The sequence below is a fragment of the Acinetobacter sp. WC-141 genome (assembly GCF_000313935.1).
Classification (GTDB): Bacteria; Pseudomonadota; Gammaproteobacteria; order Pseudomonadales; family Moraxellaceae; genus Acinetobacter.
On record NZ_AMSS01000052.1, the window covers coordinates 26343 to 44159 of the forward strand.

Consider the following 17817-nt stretch of genomic DNA (forward strand, 5'->3'; position numbering starts at 1 on the left):
AAAAATATAGTATTTTGTATACGTTATTAATCGAAAGAAAACCTCAACTTATATATTTAAGTAAGTGATCACTAAGCTTCATCATCATTTTTAATCAGTGCTTTTGGTAAACCTGAGCGGATACCCCAGTAGTAACAACCAAGAGAAATCACCATCACTAATAGGGTGTCAAATGGTGCTGCTAATAGGTGTGTTGCACCGTCACCGAAGCTGCCAAGGTAAGAGGCAAGAATCATTAAAATGTAGTAAACAAGGAGCCACGCTGATGACTTCAATTGTTGAGCTAGGCTGACTTCTTGGGTTGGCACATAGCGTTTAAAAATGACATAGAGTGCAAACAACACAATTTGTGCGCCTAATAACCATGAAATGACATTCCAGCCAGACCAATAGACAATAAAAGAAGCAATGACAAAAGCGAGTGGGCCAAGAATGGTAAAGCCTTTTACATAGAATGGACGTTCAAGCTCAGGAGCATTACGGCGTAAGGCACCCACTGTGACAGGAGCTAGGGCATAACTTAAAACTAACGCTGCTGAAACTACAGAAATTAATTTGTCCCATGATGGAAACGGCATGGTCCAAAATACAGAAAGTGCAAACGTTAACCATAACGCATAACGTGGAATACCTGATTTTGGATCTACACGAGTAAAAATACGGAAGAACGTATTACTATTCGACCATGCATAAATGACACGTGGAGTTGCAGCCATATAGATGTTGCCGCAGCCAGACGGAGAAATAATGGCGTCTGAAACTACTAACAGAGCTAACCATCCCAAACCTAATAACATGGCAATGTCGCGGTAAGGCAATGGGAATTTGTCACTAAGTCCTGACCAACCATTTGCTAACATATCGGTAGGTACTGCACCCAAGAAAGCAACTTGAAGCACTACATAAATAATCGTTGCTAAAACGACAGATAAGATGAGTGCAAAAGGAATCGTAAACTGAGGACGTTTTACTTCACTCGCCACCGAAATAATCGGCGTTAAACCTAAGTACGCAAAAATAATACCACCAGCGGATACGGCACCTTGTACGCCGTGAGCACCCATTGGGGCAAACTCGGTCATTGAAAAGTTTGCAGGTTTAAAATGGTATAGAAGGGCGACCATCACTAAAATTGGAACAGCAAATTTCAATGCACTGATCAGATTGTTGGCAATTGCAAAGGTTTTTACACTGTAATAATTCAATGCAAAAAATACGCATAAAAGAGCAAACTGAAACAACCATCCAATGGTAGTTGGAGAGCGAGCGCCATCATGCACTGCTGTAAGAGAGGGGAACCATGCCGCTGCATATTCACGGGCAGCAACGACTTCAATTGCAATTAAACTTGAAAAGGCAATGACGGTTACAGAACCTAGTAAATATCCTTGTAGAGGACCATGTGAAAATACGGGATAACGGATAATACCGCCTGCTCGTGGTAAGGCTGCACCTAGCTCACAATAAATAATTCCCAGAATTAAAACGGCAAAGCCCCCAATAATCCATGACAATATACCCGCAGGGCCGGCTTGAGAGGCCACATGACTTGCTGAAAATAACCATCCTGAACCAAAAATGGCGCCTAAGCCAATGAATGTAAGATCCATTAGAGATAACTGCTTTTTAAACTGACTTGTCATTACGTTTTCCTTAACGACAGAACTATTGTTCTTTCATATATCGTATACGATATATGGTTGTTGGTAAATAGGGGAATTTTTATTCTATTTATTGGCAAAGGATGTTTTAATTTTTAGTTAAACTTTTGTTTTTGATGATATTTAAATAATATGAATTTCAAGTGAAGAGCTTGAAAACCTAATATTTTTTATAAAAAAAGGGAAATCTTCGCTATTTTTTTGGTTTCAAATAAAAAAATCTTAAAAATTTGTTGATTAATTTACCATTTAAATTAATAGAAAATTCCATTTTTTAGAAAATAGTAAATTAGATATTGATTGTGTTGTTTTTAGGCAATGATACATTTATTTTCAGTGCTTTATGGGCAGCTTAATGATAATTTTAAAGCTATCCGAAAGGACACAATAACGACGAACATACGAATAATAATGATTGAAGGTAGGACCACGTGTTTATTAGTGTATTTGATCTTTTTAAAATTGGTATTGGTCCATCTAGCTCCCATACGGTTGGACCAATGCGAGCGGCATACAGTTTTGTAGATGATTTATTGAAACAAAATGATCTACAAAATACGGTTAGAGTTCAGGTGAAGTTATACGGTTCACTTGCAGCAACGGGTGTCGGTCATGCCACAGATAAAGCAGTTCTATTAGGCTTAATGGGCTTTGACCCTGAACATATTGATACTCAAGTAAGTACAAACTTGATTGAAGATGTTCTTGAAAATAAAGCCATCCAGCTTAATCAGCAAAAGAGTATTGCTTTTGACTATAAGCGTGATGTGCTTTTTTTAAATGAGTCTTTACCTTATCACCCAAACGCAATGGAGCTGATTGCGTATAACGAAGCCGAAGAAACTCTATATACAGAAACTTACTATTCGGTTGGCGGCGGTTTTATTGTGAGTCAAACACAATTAACACACACCCAGTCTGAAACCAACGACGTTAAGGTTCCATATCCATTTCACAGTGCGGCTGAACTTTTAAGCTTATGTAAAACTCATCATTTATCAATAAGTGAGTTAATGCTTGAAAACGAGAAAAGCTGGCGTAGTGAGACTGAAATTCGCTCCAAGATTATGGAAATCTGGAAAGTGATGCAGCACTGCATTCACAACGGGCTAATCAATGAAGGAATATTACCCGGTGGATTAAATGTAAAACGCCGAGCCAAAAAAATTCACGATAAGTTATTAAATAAGAAAAACTCAAATCTGATTGTGACAACTTTCCATGCGATGGAATGGGTCAATTTATTTGCCTTAGCGGTAAATGAAGAAAATGCTGCGGGTGGCCGAGTGGTGACTGCGCCAACAAATGGGGCCGCAGGAATTATTCCGGCAGTTTTATATTATTACGTGACTTTTTCTAAAGACTTTTCCGAAGATAAAGTGGTTCGCTTTTTTCTCAGTGCGGCAGCCGTCGGCATTTTATGTAAACTCAATGCGTCTATTTCTGGTGCAGAAGTAGGGTGTCAGGGCGAAGTTGGTTCGGCATGTGCAATGGCATCTGCTGGTTTAGCCGAAATTTTAGGTGCCTCACCTGAGCAGGTGGAACATGCAGCTGAAATCGGTCTTGAACATAACTTGGGTTTAACGTGTGACCCAATTGGTGGTTTGGTTCAGGTGCCTTGCATTGAACGAAATGCGATTGCAGCCGTAAAAGCCATTAATGCGGCACAAATGGCTCTTCATGATGACGATGAACACTTTGTAACGCTAGATAAAGTGATTCAGACCATGAAAGAAACAGGCAGAGATATGTCTGAGAAATATAAAGAGACTTCAAAAGGCGGCCTCGCTGTGAATGCAATTGAGTGCTAAAAAAAATGAGATGGGGACGAGGTGCCCCATCTCATTTTAAACATTAAGCCTCGCGAGCAACTAAAGTTAAAATGTCGTAAGTTGCGACAAGTTCACCGCGTTGGTTTTTGACTTTAATATCCCATACCACAACCCCATGAGCTGGCTGAGATGGGTCTTTTTGTGGTTTAGGCGTTTTCTGTTTACAGGTCAATTCAACCTGAATTGAATCACCAATTTTAACTGGTTCAACAAAACGTAAGTTGTCCATACCATAATTGGCAATCACAGGACCTTGCGCGGCATCTACAAATAGACCAGCTGCGGCAGACACAATAAAGTAGCCGTGTGCAACGCGCTCACCAAAGAAAGACTCGGCAGCTGCAATTTTGTCGGTATGTGCATAGAAGTAATCGCCGCTTAAACCCGCAAAATTGACAATATCTGCTTCGCTTACGGTACGACGTGCTGTTAATAAACGTTCACCAATTACTAGCTCATCAAAAGACTTTTTAAATGGATGTACGCGGTCTTCGTTGACTTTCGAACCAGCAGTCCATGAATGGGTAATTTGCGTCAAGCTATTTGGAGAACCTTGAATTGCGGTGCGTTGCATGTAGTGTTTAACTGCGCGAATACCACCTAACTCTTCACCGCCACCTGCACGACCAGGGCCACCGTGTACTAAATGAGGAAGTGGAGAACCATGGCCTGTACTTTCTTTTGCTGACTCTGCATCGAGTACATGCACACGACCATGCCAAGGCGCAATTTTTTGAATAATCTGTTCAATATTCTCATCGTTATTTTTAACGACTGAAGCCACTAAGCTACCTTCACCACGTGAAACAAGATTAGCTAGTTCTTCAATGTTTTGATATGGCATGAGAGTACATACAGGGCCGAAAGCTTCTGTGGTATGTACATGTGTCGCTTGTAAAGGTTGCTCGCAGAGCAATAAAGTTGGAGCGAAAAAAGCACCTTTTTCAGGATGGTCTGCATTAAATGTAAAGCTATCGTTGCCACCAAAAACAATTTTTGCGTCTTTACTGAGTTCGGCAACTTTTTCTGCAACGTCATGTTTTTGTTTAATGCTAGCTAAAGCACCCATGGTGGTTTCTTCTTTTTGCGGGTCACCCACCACAACTTTAGCAAGTTTGCCAGTTAGCTTCTCTTGCACTGTCGCTAATAAATTTTCAGGAACGAAAGCACGACGAATCGCAGTACATTTTTGGCCTGCTTTAGTCGTCATTTCACGGAAGACTTCACGCACAAATAAATCGACAGTTTCTTCGTTTGCTTCAGGGCTTAAAATTGCGCTGTTTACCGAGTCGGCTTCCATGCTAAATGGAATCGAATATTTATTGAGGTGAGGGTGGTTACGCAGTTTTTGACCTGTGTAGGCAGAACCCGTAAACGTAACGCAGTCTTGTGGGCCTAAGTGGTCGAACAAGTCATAAGTCTGACCGCAAATCAGTTGTAGCGAACCTTTTGGTAATACATGCGCTTCTTCAATCGCTTTTACAACTGCTTGTGTTAATTGGGCACCATCGGTTGCAGGTTTAACAATACATGGCACACCTGCAAGTAACGTTGGTGCAATCTTTTCAAGCATTCCCCAAATTGGGAAGTTAAATGCATTGATATGAACGGCAACACCAGCTTTAGGACTTAAAATGTGTTTAGCGCCGAAAGTGCCATTTTTAGATAACTGAATCCAACTATCTTCGGTAATAATTTTTTCATCATTGAGTTCACGACGAACCAGACTTGAATAAGCAAATAATGTCTGGATCCCACCTTCAATATCAATCCATGCATCTTTACGAGTTGCACCTGTTGCATAAGCAAGTTTGTAGAACTCTTCTTTACGCTCAAGTAAATATTGGGCAATTTGTTTTAACGCATTAGCACGTTGGTGGAATGTCCAGTTTGCCAACTCTGAACCATTTTGTTTGGCATATTGAACAACACGTTTCATATCAATGCCATGACTGCTTACGGCATAAATCGATTCACCTGTAATGGCATGATAAACAGGACGTAGTTCTTCACTCGTCGAATGCCATGTTCCATAAACATAAGAAGCAAGGTGAGGCAGTTGATGCTCAGACTGCTGAAAATCTGTGTCAGTTGAGGTTCCTTCTAGGTGTGCTTGTTCAAGCATGACCAAACTCCTTTTTTATGTGATACATCAATTATAAAAATTGCGAAAATATGATTCATAATTTCAGATTAATTTGTCTAAAAGTCAACTTTATTTTGATTTTTAAAAGTAAAAAAGTTTTTTACAATTGGTTAATATTTATTTATTTCAAATGGTTAAGTTGTTTTTGTGAAGTGAATTTAATTTGATACTAAAAAAGTAGTTGACTTTGTTTTTGGTGTATCGAAAAATAGATTCAAGGGTGATACCTACAGGGAATGAAAGAATGGAAAACAACTATCAGAAATTTGAACAAAATATTGCCAATGAAATTACGATCGAGGCTAAGGATCAAATGCCTGATGCCTATCGCAAAACATTGATTCGTCAAATCGGGCAACATGGCCATTCTGAAATTGTAGGTATGTTGCCTGAAGGGAACTGGATTACTCGTGCACCAACTTTAAAACGTAAAGCGGTTTTGTTGGCAAAAGTACAAGACGAGGCAGGTCATGGTTTGTATTTGTACAGTGCGGCAGAAACTTTAGGCGCTGACCGTGATGACATGATGGAAAAATTAATTGATGGGAAAATGAAATACTCATCAATTTTTAACTATCCAACTTTGACTTGGGCAGATGTCGCTGCGATTGGTTGGCTTGTCGATGGTGCAGCCATTGTGAACCAAGTTGCGCTTTGCCGTACCTCTTACGGACCATATGCACGTGCAATGGTACGTATTTGTAAAGAAGAAAGTTTCCACCAACGCCAAGGTTTTGAAGCCATGATGGCTTTGGCAAACGGTACACCAGAACAAAAACAGATGGCACAAGATGCGGTCAATCGCTATTGGTGGCCAGCCCTCATGATGTTTGGTCCAAGTGATGAGCATTCTCCAAACAGCGCGCAAAGCATGGCATGGAAAATCAAACGCTTTAGTAACGATGAATTACGTCAAAAGTTTGTTGATAACACTGTGCCGCAGATTTTGCAGCTTGGTTTAGAAGTACCAGACCCAGATTTAAAACTGAATGAAGAAACAGGCCACTATGAGTTTGGCGAGATCGACTGGCACGAATTTAATGAAGTGATTGCCGGACGTGGACCATGTAATCACGAGCGTATCGAAGCACGCCGTAAAGCATGGGAAAACGGCAAATGGGTTCGTGATGCAGCAGTGGTCTATGCCAAGAAACAGCAGCTTGAAGCGAACAAAGTGGCTTAACAAGATTTATGGAAAAATTTGAGGAAATCAAAATGGAAGATAAAAACAACTGGTCGCTCTACGAAGTATTTGTACGTAGTAAACAAGGCTTAAGCCACCGTCATGTAGGCAGCTTAAGAGCGCCTGATGATGAAATTGCACTGCAACATGCTCGTGATGTTTACACGCGCCGTAATGAAGGAATTAGCATTTGGGTGGTTCGTTCTGAACTGATTAAGTCATCACAGCCAGATGAAAAAGCTGAATTTTTCGATCCTTCTCTAGACAAGGTTTATCGTCATCCGACTTTTTACCATATCCCAGACGGCATTGAGCACATGTAAGGGAGATGACACATGAATCAGTCAGTTTTATCTAAATTCTTATTACATATTGGCGACAGTCAACTGGTTTTATCTCAGCGTTTGGCTGAATGGTGCGGACATGCACCTGAGCTTGAAATTGATATTGCTTTAGCAAATATCGGTTTGGACTTGTTAGGTCAGGCAAGAAACTTCCTGACGTTGGCAGGTCAACATGATGAAGCTAAGCGTGATGAAGACCAGCTTGCATATTTCCGTACTGAACGTGAATTTTTAAACCTATTGTTATGTGAACAACCCAATGGCGATTTTGCACAAACGATTGTACGCCAGTGGTTGATGGACCATTACCATCTTCATTTATTTACTGCTTTAACGCAAAGCTCACTTCCTGAATTAAGCGCGCTTGCCGTGAAATCTTTAAAAGAAGTGAAGTATCACATCCGTTTTTCGACAAGCTGGATGGAACGTTTAAGTTTAAGCACAGATGAAGCGCATCAACGTGTACAAGACGGTTTAAATAATTTATGGCGCTTTACCGCTGAGTTATTTGAACTCAATGCAGATGAACAAGCATTGGTCGCACAAGGCGTGATTCCAGATTTTTCAAATGAAAAAGAACAATGGAACCAAACCATTGCAGCTGAGCTTAAGCGTTTTGAATTAAATGTTGCTGTGAACGGTGCTTATCGCCGTGGTGCGAAACAAGGATTGCATACCGAGCATCTGGGTTATTTGTTGGCTGAAATGCAAAGTATTCAAAGAACTTATCCGGGCATGACATGGTAAGACAAGGAGGTGAGCCATGCAAATGATTCGTCATTGCATCGACCAATGTTGGGATGTTCTACAAACGGTAAGTGACCCTGAAATTCCGGTTTTATCGGTTGTTGATTTGGGCATGATTCGCGGTGTAGAGATTAATGATCAACAAGAAATTATTGTTCGTCTAACTCCAACCTATAGCGGTTGCCCAGCAACAGATATGCTCAAAGCACAAATTGTTGAGGCATTTACCGCAGAAGCTTTGACACCGGTCAAAGTGATGGTCGATTTATCAGAAGCATGGACTACAGACTGGATGTCTGAAGCGGGTAAAAAGAAACTGCAAGTCTATGGCATTGCACCACCAGAAGGGTTAGCGCATCAGTGTGGCACCCATGTTCACTTAAAAGATGGTGTTGAGTGTCCACGTTGCAAAAGCCGACACACCCGACTGTTAACAGAGTTTAGTTCTACCGCCTGTAAAGCACTTTATAAATGTCAGGACTGTCTTGAGCCTTTTGATTACTTCAAATGTATTTAAGTCTTTAGATAAGGAAATCAGCCATGAGCCAATTTGTACCATTAAAAGTAAAAAGTATTACGCCTCAAACCGATCAGGCCATTTGTATTGCATTTGATGTTGTACCTGAACAACAAGAACAATTTCAATTTCAACCGGGTCAACACTTAACCATTCGCCATTTAACTGAAGCTGGTGAAATTCGCCGTTGTTACTCAATTTGTAGCTATGCGGGTAAAGAAGACATCAGTATTGCGGTTAAAAAAATTGATCAGGGTCAATTTTCAAACTGGGCCAATGACCATTTAAAAGTAGGCGATGTGCTTGAAGTCATGCCACCACAAGGTGTGTTTTTTCAAAAAGCAGCCAAGGTGGGCGGACAAAACTTTTTAGGCGTTGCTGCGGGCAGTGGTATTACTCCAATTTTATCGATTGTTAAGCAAGTGTTGTTTGAACAACCTGAAGCTAAATTTACGTTGCTCTATGGCAATCGCTCATGGAAACAAACCATGTTTGCCGAGCAAATTATGGATTTGAAAGATCAGTTTAAAGAACGCTTTCAGCTCATCAATATTTTTTCTCGTGAGTTCAACGATAGTGAGCTGATGAACGGTCGTATTGATGAAGAAAAGCTAAAGCAGCTTTTTGATTTTGATGTGCTTGAAACGAGTTTTGACCATGTGTTTGCCTGTGGTCCAGACGAAATGATGAATGCCGTAGAAAGCACTTTGCCAAACTATGGTATTGCAAAAGAAAAAATCCACACCGAACGTTTCCATACAGGGCAGGCTCGTAAACGTAGCGCTGAAGCGGATGCAAACCGCAAAGAAGAAAAAGTAAACATTATTTTAGATGGTCGTGAGCTGATTGTTTCTGTAGCTCAAGACGATGAAAGTATTCTTGATGCGGCTTTACGTGCGGGTGCGGACTTACCGTATGCCTGCAAAGGTGGGGTGTGTGCGACTTGTCGTTGTAAAGTTGTTTCTGGTGAAGTCGATATGTTCCTTAACTATAGTCTTGAAAAAGATGAAGTTGAAAAGGGCTATGTGCTGAGCTGTCAAACCTTACCAAAAGGCCCAAATGTTCGTTTGAGTTTTGATGAGTAGAGGCTGTCATGCAAGAGTTGATCAAAGCCAGCACAGCAACTGACGGTGTTTTGTTATTAACACTAAACCGCCCGGAAAAAAGAAATGCTTTAAACAATGCAACATTGCAGTATTTATGCGAGTTGCTCGAAGAAGCTGAGCACAATGCTCAAGTCAAAGCAGTGGTTTTAACAGGTAACTCACAATGTTTTGCTGCTGGAGCAGATCTTAGCGAATTGGCTGCAATGGACGCCGTGTCTTTGCAACTCGATATTCGCCCGAAGCTTTGGCAAAAAATTGATGCATTTAGTAAGCCACTGATTAGTGCAGTCAATGGCTATGCCTTAGGCGCTGGCTTTGAGCTGGTTTTGCATTCAGATATGGTGATTTGTGGTGAAAATGCCCGATTCGCTTTACCTGAAATTACTTTGGGTATGTTGCCGGGTGCAGGCGGAACACAGCGTTTAGCGCGCTTGGTTGGACAACAACTCACCATGCGCTGGGCCATGACAGGTGAAATGATTTTGGCAAAACAGGCGGAGCAACATGGCATTTGCAGTCAAGTGGTTCCGACCGAATTAACCGTTGAATATGCGGTTCAACTTGCAGCCAAAATTGCCAAACAAGCGCCTTTAGCGATTCGCGTGATTAAACAATCAATTAAAAGTATTCATGAAACGACTTTAAGTCAGGGACTTAAGTTTGAACGTCAAAACTTTGTCTGGCTGGCGGCTACAAAAGATCGAAACGAAGGGATTAATGCTTTCTTTGAGAAAAGAAAGCCAGTGTTTAGAGGTGAGTGATGGACTATCAAAATATTATTGCTGAAGAAAAAAATGGTGTTGGCTACCTGACATTTAACCGCCCAAAAGCACTGAATAGCTTTAACGTTGATATGCACCGTGAAGTGGCAGAGGTGTTAAACCAGTGGACTAAAAATCCGGATGTTCGCTGCGTCGTAATTAGTGGCGAAGGCCGTGGCTTTTGTGCAGGGCAAGATTTAGGGGACCGTGTAGTTGACCCAAATGCTGAAGCTCCAGATTTAGGATATTCCATTGAAACTTACTATAACCCGCTCATTAAAACGATTGTAAATATGCCAAAGCCAGTCATTTGCGCCGTAAATGGTGTGGCAGCAGGTGCAGGGGCAAATATTGCTCTGGCTTGTGATTTGGTGATTGCGGCGAAATCGGCAAACTTTGTACAAGCATTTTGTCGCTTAGGTTTGGTTCCAGACTCTGCGGGTACATGGTTTTTACCACGTGCTGTAGGCCATGCGCGTGCGATGGGTTTGACGTTGTTAGGTGACAAGCTACCGGCAGAAACCGCAAAAGAATGGGGCATGATTTGGGATGTCGTTGAAGACGCTGAGCTTAAGACAAAGGTGACTGAACTGGCAGAGCGCTTAGCAAAACAGCCTACTTTTGGTTTATCTCTTATTAAAAAAGCCATTCATCAATCAAGCAACAACACCTTTGATGAGCAAGTAGTGTTAGAGCGTGATTTACAACGTATTGCGGGTCGTTCCGAAGATTATCGTGAAGGTGTGCAAGCCTTTATGAATAAACGTGAACCAAATTTTAAAGGGCGCTAAGCATGACAGATTTAGACTTATCTCGTGCCCGAATTGCCGTCATTGGTTCTGGCACCATGGGCATCGGCATTGCTCAGTTAGCCATCGTCAATGGGCACTCGACCGTTTTATATGATCTGGACGCTCAAAAAGCGCAACAAGCCGTTCAAGGTTTAGGGCAGACGTTTAAAAAGCTGGTCGAAAAGAGCAAGCTTACTCAACAGCAAGCTGATGAAGCCTTGGCGCGTTTAACGGTGGTGAATCAAATTGAAGCACTGCGTGATGCTGACTTAGTCATTGAAGCAGTCGTTGAGAAAAAAGAAGTTAAACAGTCTTTATTTAAGCAACTCGCTGAAATTTGCAGTGCGCAAACCATTTTTGCCAGCAATACCTCTTCAATTTCAGTGACTGCAATTTCGGCGGGTATTGCTCACCCAGAGCGCGTAGTGGGTTTACACTTTTTTAACCCTGCGCCAGTCATGAAACTGGTTGAAATTGTACAAGGCTTAAAAACCCCAAACAGCTTATGTTTGGCTTTAAAAAACTTGATGCTTGGCTGGAAAAAAACTCCAGTACTCACCAAGTCGACTCCCGGGTTTATTGTTAACCGAATTGCACGGCCGTTTTATGCAGAAGGCTTTAGAGCACTGCAAGAACAAGTCACCAGCTACGACCAACTAGACTATGCCTTAAAGCAATGTGGCGGTTTTGCGATGGGGCCGTGTGAACTTACCGACCTTATTGGGCAAGATGTTAACTTTTCGGTGACCCAAAGCGTTTATCAAGAGTTCTTTTACGAGCCACGCTACCGTCCAAGCCTGATTCAAAAAGAATTAGTTGATGCGGGTGCTTGGGGCCGTAAGTCAAAACAAGGTTTTTATCGCTATAACGAAAAAAATCAGTACGAGACATTTCAGCCTCAAGCTGTGGTTGTCAAACCAGTTGATGCCCATATTCAGCTCAAAGGGGCTTGGTCTCAGCTACCTGCTTTTTTAACACGTTTAGGTTTAAAAAGTGGATCTGCGAGTGACGACAATATCCTTCAAATTGACGATATAGACTTGCGTTTAAGCCAAGGTGAGTCAGCCAATATTAATTACTTAAGTCGTAAAGTGGTTTTAATGGATTGGCACCATGATTTTGAGCACGCGCAAGCTTTAGTACTCAGTCATAACGAACTGTGTGAAGCAAGTGATCTGGCTAAAGTTGAGGCTTACTTTGCACAGTTTGGTATCAGCGTGATGTGGATTAAAGACCATCCAGCACTGTTAACCTTACGCACCATCGCTTTACTCATTAATGAAGCCTGCGAAGCAAGTTTACATGGTGTTGCGAGTCTGGAAGATATTGATAATGCCATGAAATATGGAGTGAATTATCCTAAGGGTCCTTACCAGTGGTTGACACAAATGGGCGGTGCTTATGTGCTCCAAACCTTAAATAACTTATATGCACTGTATGGAGAGGAAAAATATCGCGCGAGTATCTACCTCAAACAATATGTAGCAAAAACCCAAAATATTGCTACTCAATATTCACGTGATATGACCGAATTTGCATAATCAGGAGTCAACATGGAAGACGTTTTAATTTGCGATTTTATTCGTACCCCAATTGGACGATATGCAGGTGCCCTAAGTGCTGTGCGTGCAGATGATTTAGCTGCATTGCCCATCAAATATTTAAAAGATAAACACCCGAACTTGCCGTGGAATACGGTAGACGAAGTGTTTTTAGGATGTGCCAACCAAGCAGGTGAAGACAACCGTAACGTTGCACGTATGGCAACACTCTTGGCAGGCTTACCTGACACAGTACCCGCTATGACGGTCAATCGTTTGTGTGCCTCTGGTTTAGATGCAGTAGGACTTGCAGCACGCTCAATTAAAGCAGGTGAAGCGCAGTTTGTGTTGGCAGGTGGTGTTGAGTCAATGAGCCGTGCGCCATTTGTACAGGCTAAACCGACCGAAGCGTTTAGTCGTACACCTGAAATTTACGACACCACTATTGGCTGGCGCTTTGTAAATAAGCAACTTAAAGCGCAATACGGCACCGATAGCATGCCGGAAACTGCCGAAAATGTAGCTGAAAAATATCAGATTAGTCGTGAAGACCAAGATGCGTTTGCATTGCGTAGCCAACAAAAAACGGCTGCGGCACAACAAAGCGGTTTCTTTAACGACGAGATTTTGCCTGTCGAGATTACAGACCGTAAGAAAAACGTGAATGTGGTTACTCGAGACGAACATCCGCGTGAAACGACACTTGAAGCACTCGCAAAGTTAAAAGCGCCGTTTAAAAAAGAAGGTGGCTCGGTGACTGCCGGAAATGCCTCTGGTGTAAATGATGGTGCCGCGTGTGTGTTAATTACCAACCGTGAATTTGCAGATACACATGGTTTAAAACCTTTAGCGCGTGTGATTGGCATTGCAAGTGCAGGGGTTGAACCCAAATATATGGGTATAGGTCCTGTTCCGGCTGTGCAGAAAATTTTAAAGCAAACAGGTTTAACGCTAGATCAGATGGATGTGATTGAACTAAATGAAGCATTCGCAGCCCAATCTTTAGCTTGTATGCGTGAACTTGGTTTAAAAGATGACGATGAACGCGTGAACCCAAATGGCGGTGCAATTGCGTTAGGTCATCCGCTCGGTATGAGTGGTACACGCTTAGTCATTACCGCAACACGTGAGCTAAAAAAACGAGGTGGACGCTATGCACTTTGTACGATGTGTGTGGGTGTGGGACAAGGCGTCGCACTGATTTTGGAAAATTTAAATTAATTTAGACGGTTTTTAAAATTACATAATGAGGAGAGAGGCGATGGACAGCCTTACAACGGATAATGTTGAACAATTAACACTTGCAGAGCTTAGAGAACTGCAAACTAAACGGTTAAAACAAACCCTGACTTTTGTATATGAAAATAGTCCGGTCTATAAGAAAAAGTTCGATGAAGCGGGTGTACATCCTGATGACTTCGTCACTTTAGACGATCTGGCGAAGTTTCCATTTACCACCAAGCAGGATTTAAGAGACAACTATCCGTTTGGGATGTTTGCCGTACCGCAAGAGCAAATTGTGCGTTTACATGCATCATCAGGCACAACGGGTAAACCGACGGTGGTGGGTTATACCCAAAAAGATATTAATACTTGGTCGGACATTGTTGCGCGTTGCTTACGTATGGCAGGTTTAACCGCTAAAGATATGATTCAGGTGGCTTATGGCTACGGACTCTTTACAGGTGGTCTAGGCGCACATTATGGTGCCGAGCGCTTAGGTGCAACGGTTATTCCAATGTCTGGCGGGCAAACTGAAAAGCAAGTTCAGCTCATTCAAGACTTTAAACCGACTGCAATTATGGTTACGCCATCGTATTGCGTGAGTATTATTGAAAAGCTCGAGCAACAGTTTGGTACGGCACGTAATACCTCTTTAAAAGTGGGTATTTTTGGTGCCGAGCCGTGGACCAACGAACTGCGCCGTGAAATTGAAGAACGCCTCAATATTAAAGCACTTGATATTTATGGATTGTCTGAAGTGATGGGGCCGGGTGTTGCGATGCAATGTCTAGGTGAGGGCGAAGGGCTAACCATTTGGGAAGATCATTTCTATCCTGAAATTATTAACCCAGAAACAGGTGAAGTTTGTAAAGATGGCGAACTTGGCGAGCTAGTCTTTACGACTATTACCAAAGAAGGTTTACCGATTATTCGTTACCGTACTCGTGATTTGACCCGCTTACTACCGGGTGAAAATCTGGCGATGCGTAAGATGGATAAAATTGTGGGCCGTAGTGACGACATGCTGATTATTCGCGGCGTGAACGTTTTCCCGACTCAAATTGAAGAGCAAATTTTGCAAGTTCCGCATTTAGTTCCAAATTATGAAATTTTGGTGACTAAAAAAGGACATATGGATACTTTGCATATTCGTACAGAGATGTGTCATAACTGTACTATACAGGCCAATCAACTTGCTCAGGAGTTGATGAAACGCATTAAAACCATGATTGGGATTAGCGTTACTGTAGAAGTTGTGACAGAAGCGATCTTACCTCGTTCGGAAGGTAAGGCAAAGCGGGTAATCGATATGCGTCAGATTGCTTAACATCAAGATCATTCAGGGTATAGAATCTATACCCTGAAACTAAACGCCAAGACATGAGTATGAGTGCAAAAATACAGCAAATAATTGATTCTGTTGTAAAGAATGAAACCTTAAGTGGAACTTCGCTTATTTCGACAATTTTTGGAGATTCAGTACTTCATCGGGGTGGAAACATTAGTCTTGCGAGCCTGATTCAGTTATTAGAGCTGTTTGGTTTTAATGACCGTGCTGTAAGAACCTCTGTTTTTCGTTTAGTTAAAAATGATTGGTTGTGTTCAGACAAAATCGGCAGAACCAGTTTTTATCGAATTACCGATTCGAGCCGTTCGACTTATTTGCAGGCCGAGCAACGTATTTATAACGACCAGATGAAAGAGTGGGACCATTATTGGGATCTTATTCTGATGTCTAGCCTCGACACTGAAAATAAAGCGTTGCTAAAGAAAGAACTCGAATGGTTAGGATTTGCCAATATTTCGACAAACTTAATGGCTTATCCGGGCTGTAACCGTATTGAACTGCAACGCTTGTTGGTTGACTTAAATATGAGTGAGCAAGTGGTGGTGTTTAAAGCCGAAACCTTGCAGCTCTTTAATAATTCGGTCGATACCATTGGGCGTATGCTTAGAACCAACTGGCCAATCGATGAATTACGCCAAAGATATTTACAGTTTCTCGATATTTTTAGAGAAATTGGCGTGTTGCTAATGCAGGAAAACGAACAACTCGAACCCGTTCAGGCCTTTCAAATTCGAACTTTGTTGATTCATTATTATCGACGGATTTTATTGAAAGATCCTGCATTACCGCTTGAATTGTTGCCAACTGACTGGCCTGCGATTAGTGCACGAACGTTATCAATGAATATTTATAAAAAAGTATTTGAACCTGCGGATGAATACTTCTTGTCTGTTGCCGCAACAGCAGAAGGACCCATGCCAAATGCCACAGCACATTATTGGCGCCGTTTCGGAGGTTTGGTTGCGACAAATGAGAGGTTAAATCATGCCTTGTTATAGTATTGACGGTGTTATTCCAGTGGTTAGCCCAGAGGCTTTTGTACACCCAACTGCTGTTTTAATTGGTGATGTAATTATTGAAGCAGGCGTATATGTAGGGCCATTTGCCTCATTACGTGCCGATTTTGGTCGTATTCATATTAAGCAAGATGCCAATATACAAGATAGTTGCACCGTACATGGTTTTCCGCAAAGCGTGACTTTAGTTGAAGAAATGGGCCACATAGGGCATGGCACAACTTTGCATGGTTGCCGAATTGGTAAAAATGTTTTGGTCGGCATGAACAGCGTAATTTTGGACTATGCCGAAATTGGTGAAAACACCATTATTGGCGCAAATAGTTTGGTCAAAACCAAAGATATTATTCCGGCAAATGTACTGGCAATGGGCAGTCCTGCCAAGGTTGCACGTGATTTATCAGAACAAGAAAAAAAGTGGAAAACCAGAGGCACGCAAGAATACATTGAGCTTGCACAGCGATGCTTAAATTCAATGCAAGAAGTTCAGCCTTTAAGCGCAGAGGTGGATGACCGCCTGACCTATAAGGACTTTAGTTCTTCAAACTATCAGATTAAACAAGATAGTGTTTAACGGCTTTTAATCAGTCGATTCCAATACACATCGGTTTATAACATTTAGGGAATACTCGCACGAGTAGGGAGACGTTTGTGTAAAATATGGAAACTACTGCGGTTGATCAATTCGCAGAGCTATTGGGTGTTCAAGTGCTGCATCGCAGTTTTGATGAAGCGCGTTGTCAGCTTAATGTGAAAGACGAACACATGAATGCATTGGGCGGCGTGCATGGTGGTGTCATATTTTCTTTAGCCGATATCGCTTTTGCGATGGCTTGTAATGCAGGGGATGCGCCATATACTGGCCTACAGGCCGATATTCGCTATATGAGCGGTGCGAAAGATAGGGTGTTATTTGCAACGGCAACCAAGGTCGGAAGTAGTAAAAAATTTGCGCATTATGAAGTTCTGATAACAGACGGTTTGAATAATAGAGTCGCTTTATTTACATCTACGTGTTACAGACTGGCGCCGTGATGTGTGTTTAGTTTTGAGTAGAGAGCTTGAGCTTGTTTGTGCCCTTGTTCACTTAAAGTAATCGAAGCACGTGAAAAGAGCTTTCTATTAAGATTGGCTTCACTTGCAGCATGTCGAATCATAAAATACTTATATTAATTCCGTTTCGAAAAATTAAACTGTTTTAAAGTGTTCAAAAAAGTTAGCTTAAATTTTTTAGATTTGAGTTATTCTAAAATCAACTCATACTTTTAATGACTAAGTATTTTATCTTCCACATATTTTTTTCGATAATCCATTTCTCTAAAATATTAATATAATGAGGGTTGCTGAAGAATATGCCTTTAATTAAACATTCATTTTCATCAATATATGAAAATTCAAGATTTTCTTGTTCTATGGGTATTGGGCACCATTTTTTTACGCTCATTAAATTATTAATTCTACTTAACCTAATTTCTTTAGTTAATATTGCCCCATTTTCATTAACAAAAAAGTCGTCAGCTTCAATATAATTGAGCATACTTGTATCTCCTTGAAAATACGCCTCAATCCATTGATTTCTATATATTTTTAAATCGTACAT

17 protein-coding genes and 1 pseudogene are annotated in these 17817 nt (G+C 41.4%); 14 read left to right on the forward strand and 4 right to left on the reverse strand.

Annotation, left to right across the window (positions count from 1 at the left end):
- Positions 1-71: 71 nt before the first annotated feature.
- Positions 72-1643, reverse strand: a complete 1572-nt coding sequence (locus ACINWC141_RS10735) for an APC family permease (RefSeq protein ID WP_009391104.1) — start codon at positions 1641-1643, stop codon at positions 72-74.
- A gap of 449 nt (positions 1644-2092) precedes the next feature.
- Here ACINWC141_RS10735 and ACINWC141_RS10740 point away from each other — a divergent pair, with 449 nt between their 5' ends.
- Entirely contained in the window at positions 2093-3472 is a 1380-nt protein-coding gene (locus tag ACINWC141_RS10740; protein WP_009391127.1) for an L-serine ammonia-lyase, read from the forward strand.
- A 43-nt stretch (positions 3473-3515) separates the two neighbouring features.
- Here the strand turns inward: ACINWC141_RS10740 and paaZ are convergent, their stop codons facing one another.
- Positions 3516-5618, reverse strand: coding sequence for a phenylacetic acid degradation bifunctional protein PaaZ (gene paaZ / locus ACINWC141_RS10745; protein WP_009391035.1), 2103 nt, complete (start codon positions 5616-5618; stop codon positions 3516-3518).
- A gap of 265 nt (positions 5619-5883) precedes the next feature.
- On the opposite strand from paaZ, the gene paaA reads away from it, so the two are divergent.
- From paaA to ACINWC141_RS10810, 13 genes are all read left to right on the forward strand, one after another.
- Positions 5884-6822, forward strand: a complete 939-nt coding sequence (paaA, locus tag ACINWC141_RS10750; RefSeq protein ID WP_009390996.1) for a 1,2-phenylacetyl-CoA epoxidase subunit PaaA — start codon at positions 5884-5886, stop codon at positions 6820-6822.
- A 32-nt stretch (positions 6823-6854) separates the two neighbouring features.
- The gene (gene paaB, locus ACINWC141_RS10755; protein WP_000389648.1) at positions 6855-7145 is read left to right on the forward strand and encodes a 1,2-phenylacetyl-CoA epoxidase subunit PaaB; all 291 of its coding nucleotides are present in this window, start codon (positions 6855-6857) and stop codon (positions 7143-7145) included.
- A gap of 12 nt (positions 7146-7157) precedes the next feature.
- Entirely contained in the window at positions 7158-7913 is a 756-nt protein-coding gene (gene paaC / locus ACINWC141_RS10760; protein ID WP_009391154.1) for a 1,2-phenylacetyl-CoA epoxidase subunit PaaC, read from the forward strand.
- 16 nt (positions 7914-7929) lie between these two features.
- Positions 7930-8430 carry a 1,2-phenylacetyl-CoA epoxidase subunit PaaD gene (paaD, locus tag ACINWC141_RS10765; protein WP_009391055.1) on the forward strand — a complete coding sequence of 167 codons (501 nt, stop codon included), beginning with the start codon at positions 7930-7932 and terminating at the stop codon, positions 8428-8430.
- Between the two features lie 23 nt (positions 8431-8453).
- Positions 8454-9515, forward strand: coding sequence for a 1,2-phenylacetyl-CoA epoxidase subunit PaaE (gene paaE / locus ACINWC141_RS10770; RefSeq protein WP_009391111.1), 1062 nt, complete (start codon positions 8454-8456; stop codon positions 9513-9515).
- 8 nt (positions 9516-9523) lie between these two features.
- Positions 9524-10297, forward strand: a complete 774-nt coding sequence (locus ACINWC141_RS10775) for an enoyl-CoA hydratase-related protein (RefSeq protein ID WP_009391105.1) — start codon at positions 9524-9526, stop codon at positions 10295-10297.
- Positions 10297-11088, forward strand: a complete 792-nt coding sequence (gene paaG, locus ACINWC141_RS10780) for a 2-(1,2-epoxy-1,2-dihydrophenyl)acetyl-CoA isomerase PaaG (protein ID WP_009391146.1) — start codon at positions 10297-10299, stop codon at positions 11086-11088. Before ACINWC141_RS10775 ends, paaG begins: the two co-directional genes overlap by 1 nt.
- A gap of 2 nt (positions 11089-11090) precedes the next feature.
- On the forward strand, positions 11091-12629 hold the full coding sequence (locus ACINWC141_RS10785; protein WP_009390946.1) for a 3-hydroxyacyl-CoA dehydrogenase: 1539 nt from the start codon (positions 11091-11093) through the stop codon (positions 12627-12629).
- Positions 12630-12641: 12 nt separating this feature from the next.
- Positions 12642-13850 carry a 3-oxoadipyl-CoA thiolase gene (gene pcaF, locus ACINWC141_RS10790; protein WP_009390994.1) on the forward strand — a complete coding sequence of 403 codons (1209 nt, stop codon included), beginning with the start codon at positions 12642-12644 and terminating at the stop codon, positions 13848-13850.
- A 40-nt stretch (positions 13851-13890) separates the two neighbouring features.
- Positions 13891-15180 (forward strand): phenylacetate--CoA ligase PaaK, encoded by a 1290-nt coding sequence (gene paaK / locus ACINWC141_RS10795; protein WP_009391047.1) that lies wholly within the window; start codon positions 13891-13893, stop codon positions 15178-15180.
- A gap of 53 nt (positions 15181-15233) precedes the next feature.
- Positions 15234-16199, forward strand: coding sequence for a phenylacetic acid degradation operon negative regulatory protein PaaX (paaX, locus tag ACINWC141_RS10800; protein WP_000062822.1), 966 nt, complete (start codon positions 15234-15236; stop codon positions 16197-16199).
- The gene (locus tag ACINWC141_RS10805) at positions 16186-16791 is read left to right on the forward strand and encodes a DapH/DapD/GlmU-related protein (protein ID WP_009391095.1); all 606 of its coding nucleotides are present in this window, start codon (positions 16186-16188) and stop codon (positions 16789-16791) included. The genes paaX and ACINWC141_RS10805 overlap by 14 nt, the downstream gene beginning before the upstream one ends.
- A gap of 86 nt (positions 16792-16877) precedes the next feature.
- The gene (locus ACINWC141_RS10810) at positions 16878-17252 is read left to right on the forward strand and encodes a PaaI family thioesterase (RefSeq protein ID WP_000450280.1); all 375 of its coding nucleotides are present in this window, start codon (positions 16878-16880) and stop codon (positions 17250-17252) included.
- An 8-nt stretch (positions 17253-17260) separates the two neighbouring features.
- Here ACINWC141_RS10810 and ACINWC141_RS19620 read toward each other — a convergent pair.
- A pseudogene (locus tag ACINWC141_RS19620) lies at positions 17261-17374 on the reverse strand (histidine phosphatase family protein); the annotation flags it as partial.
- A gap of 95 nt (positions 17375-17469) precedes the next feature.
- The gene (locus ACINWC141_RS10815) at positions 17470-17817 is read right to left on the reverse strand and encodes a hypothetical protein (protein WP_034678349.1); all 348 of its coding nucleotides are present in this window, start codon (positions 17815-17817) and stop codon (positions 17470-17472) included.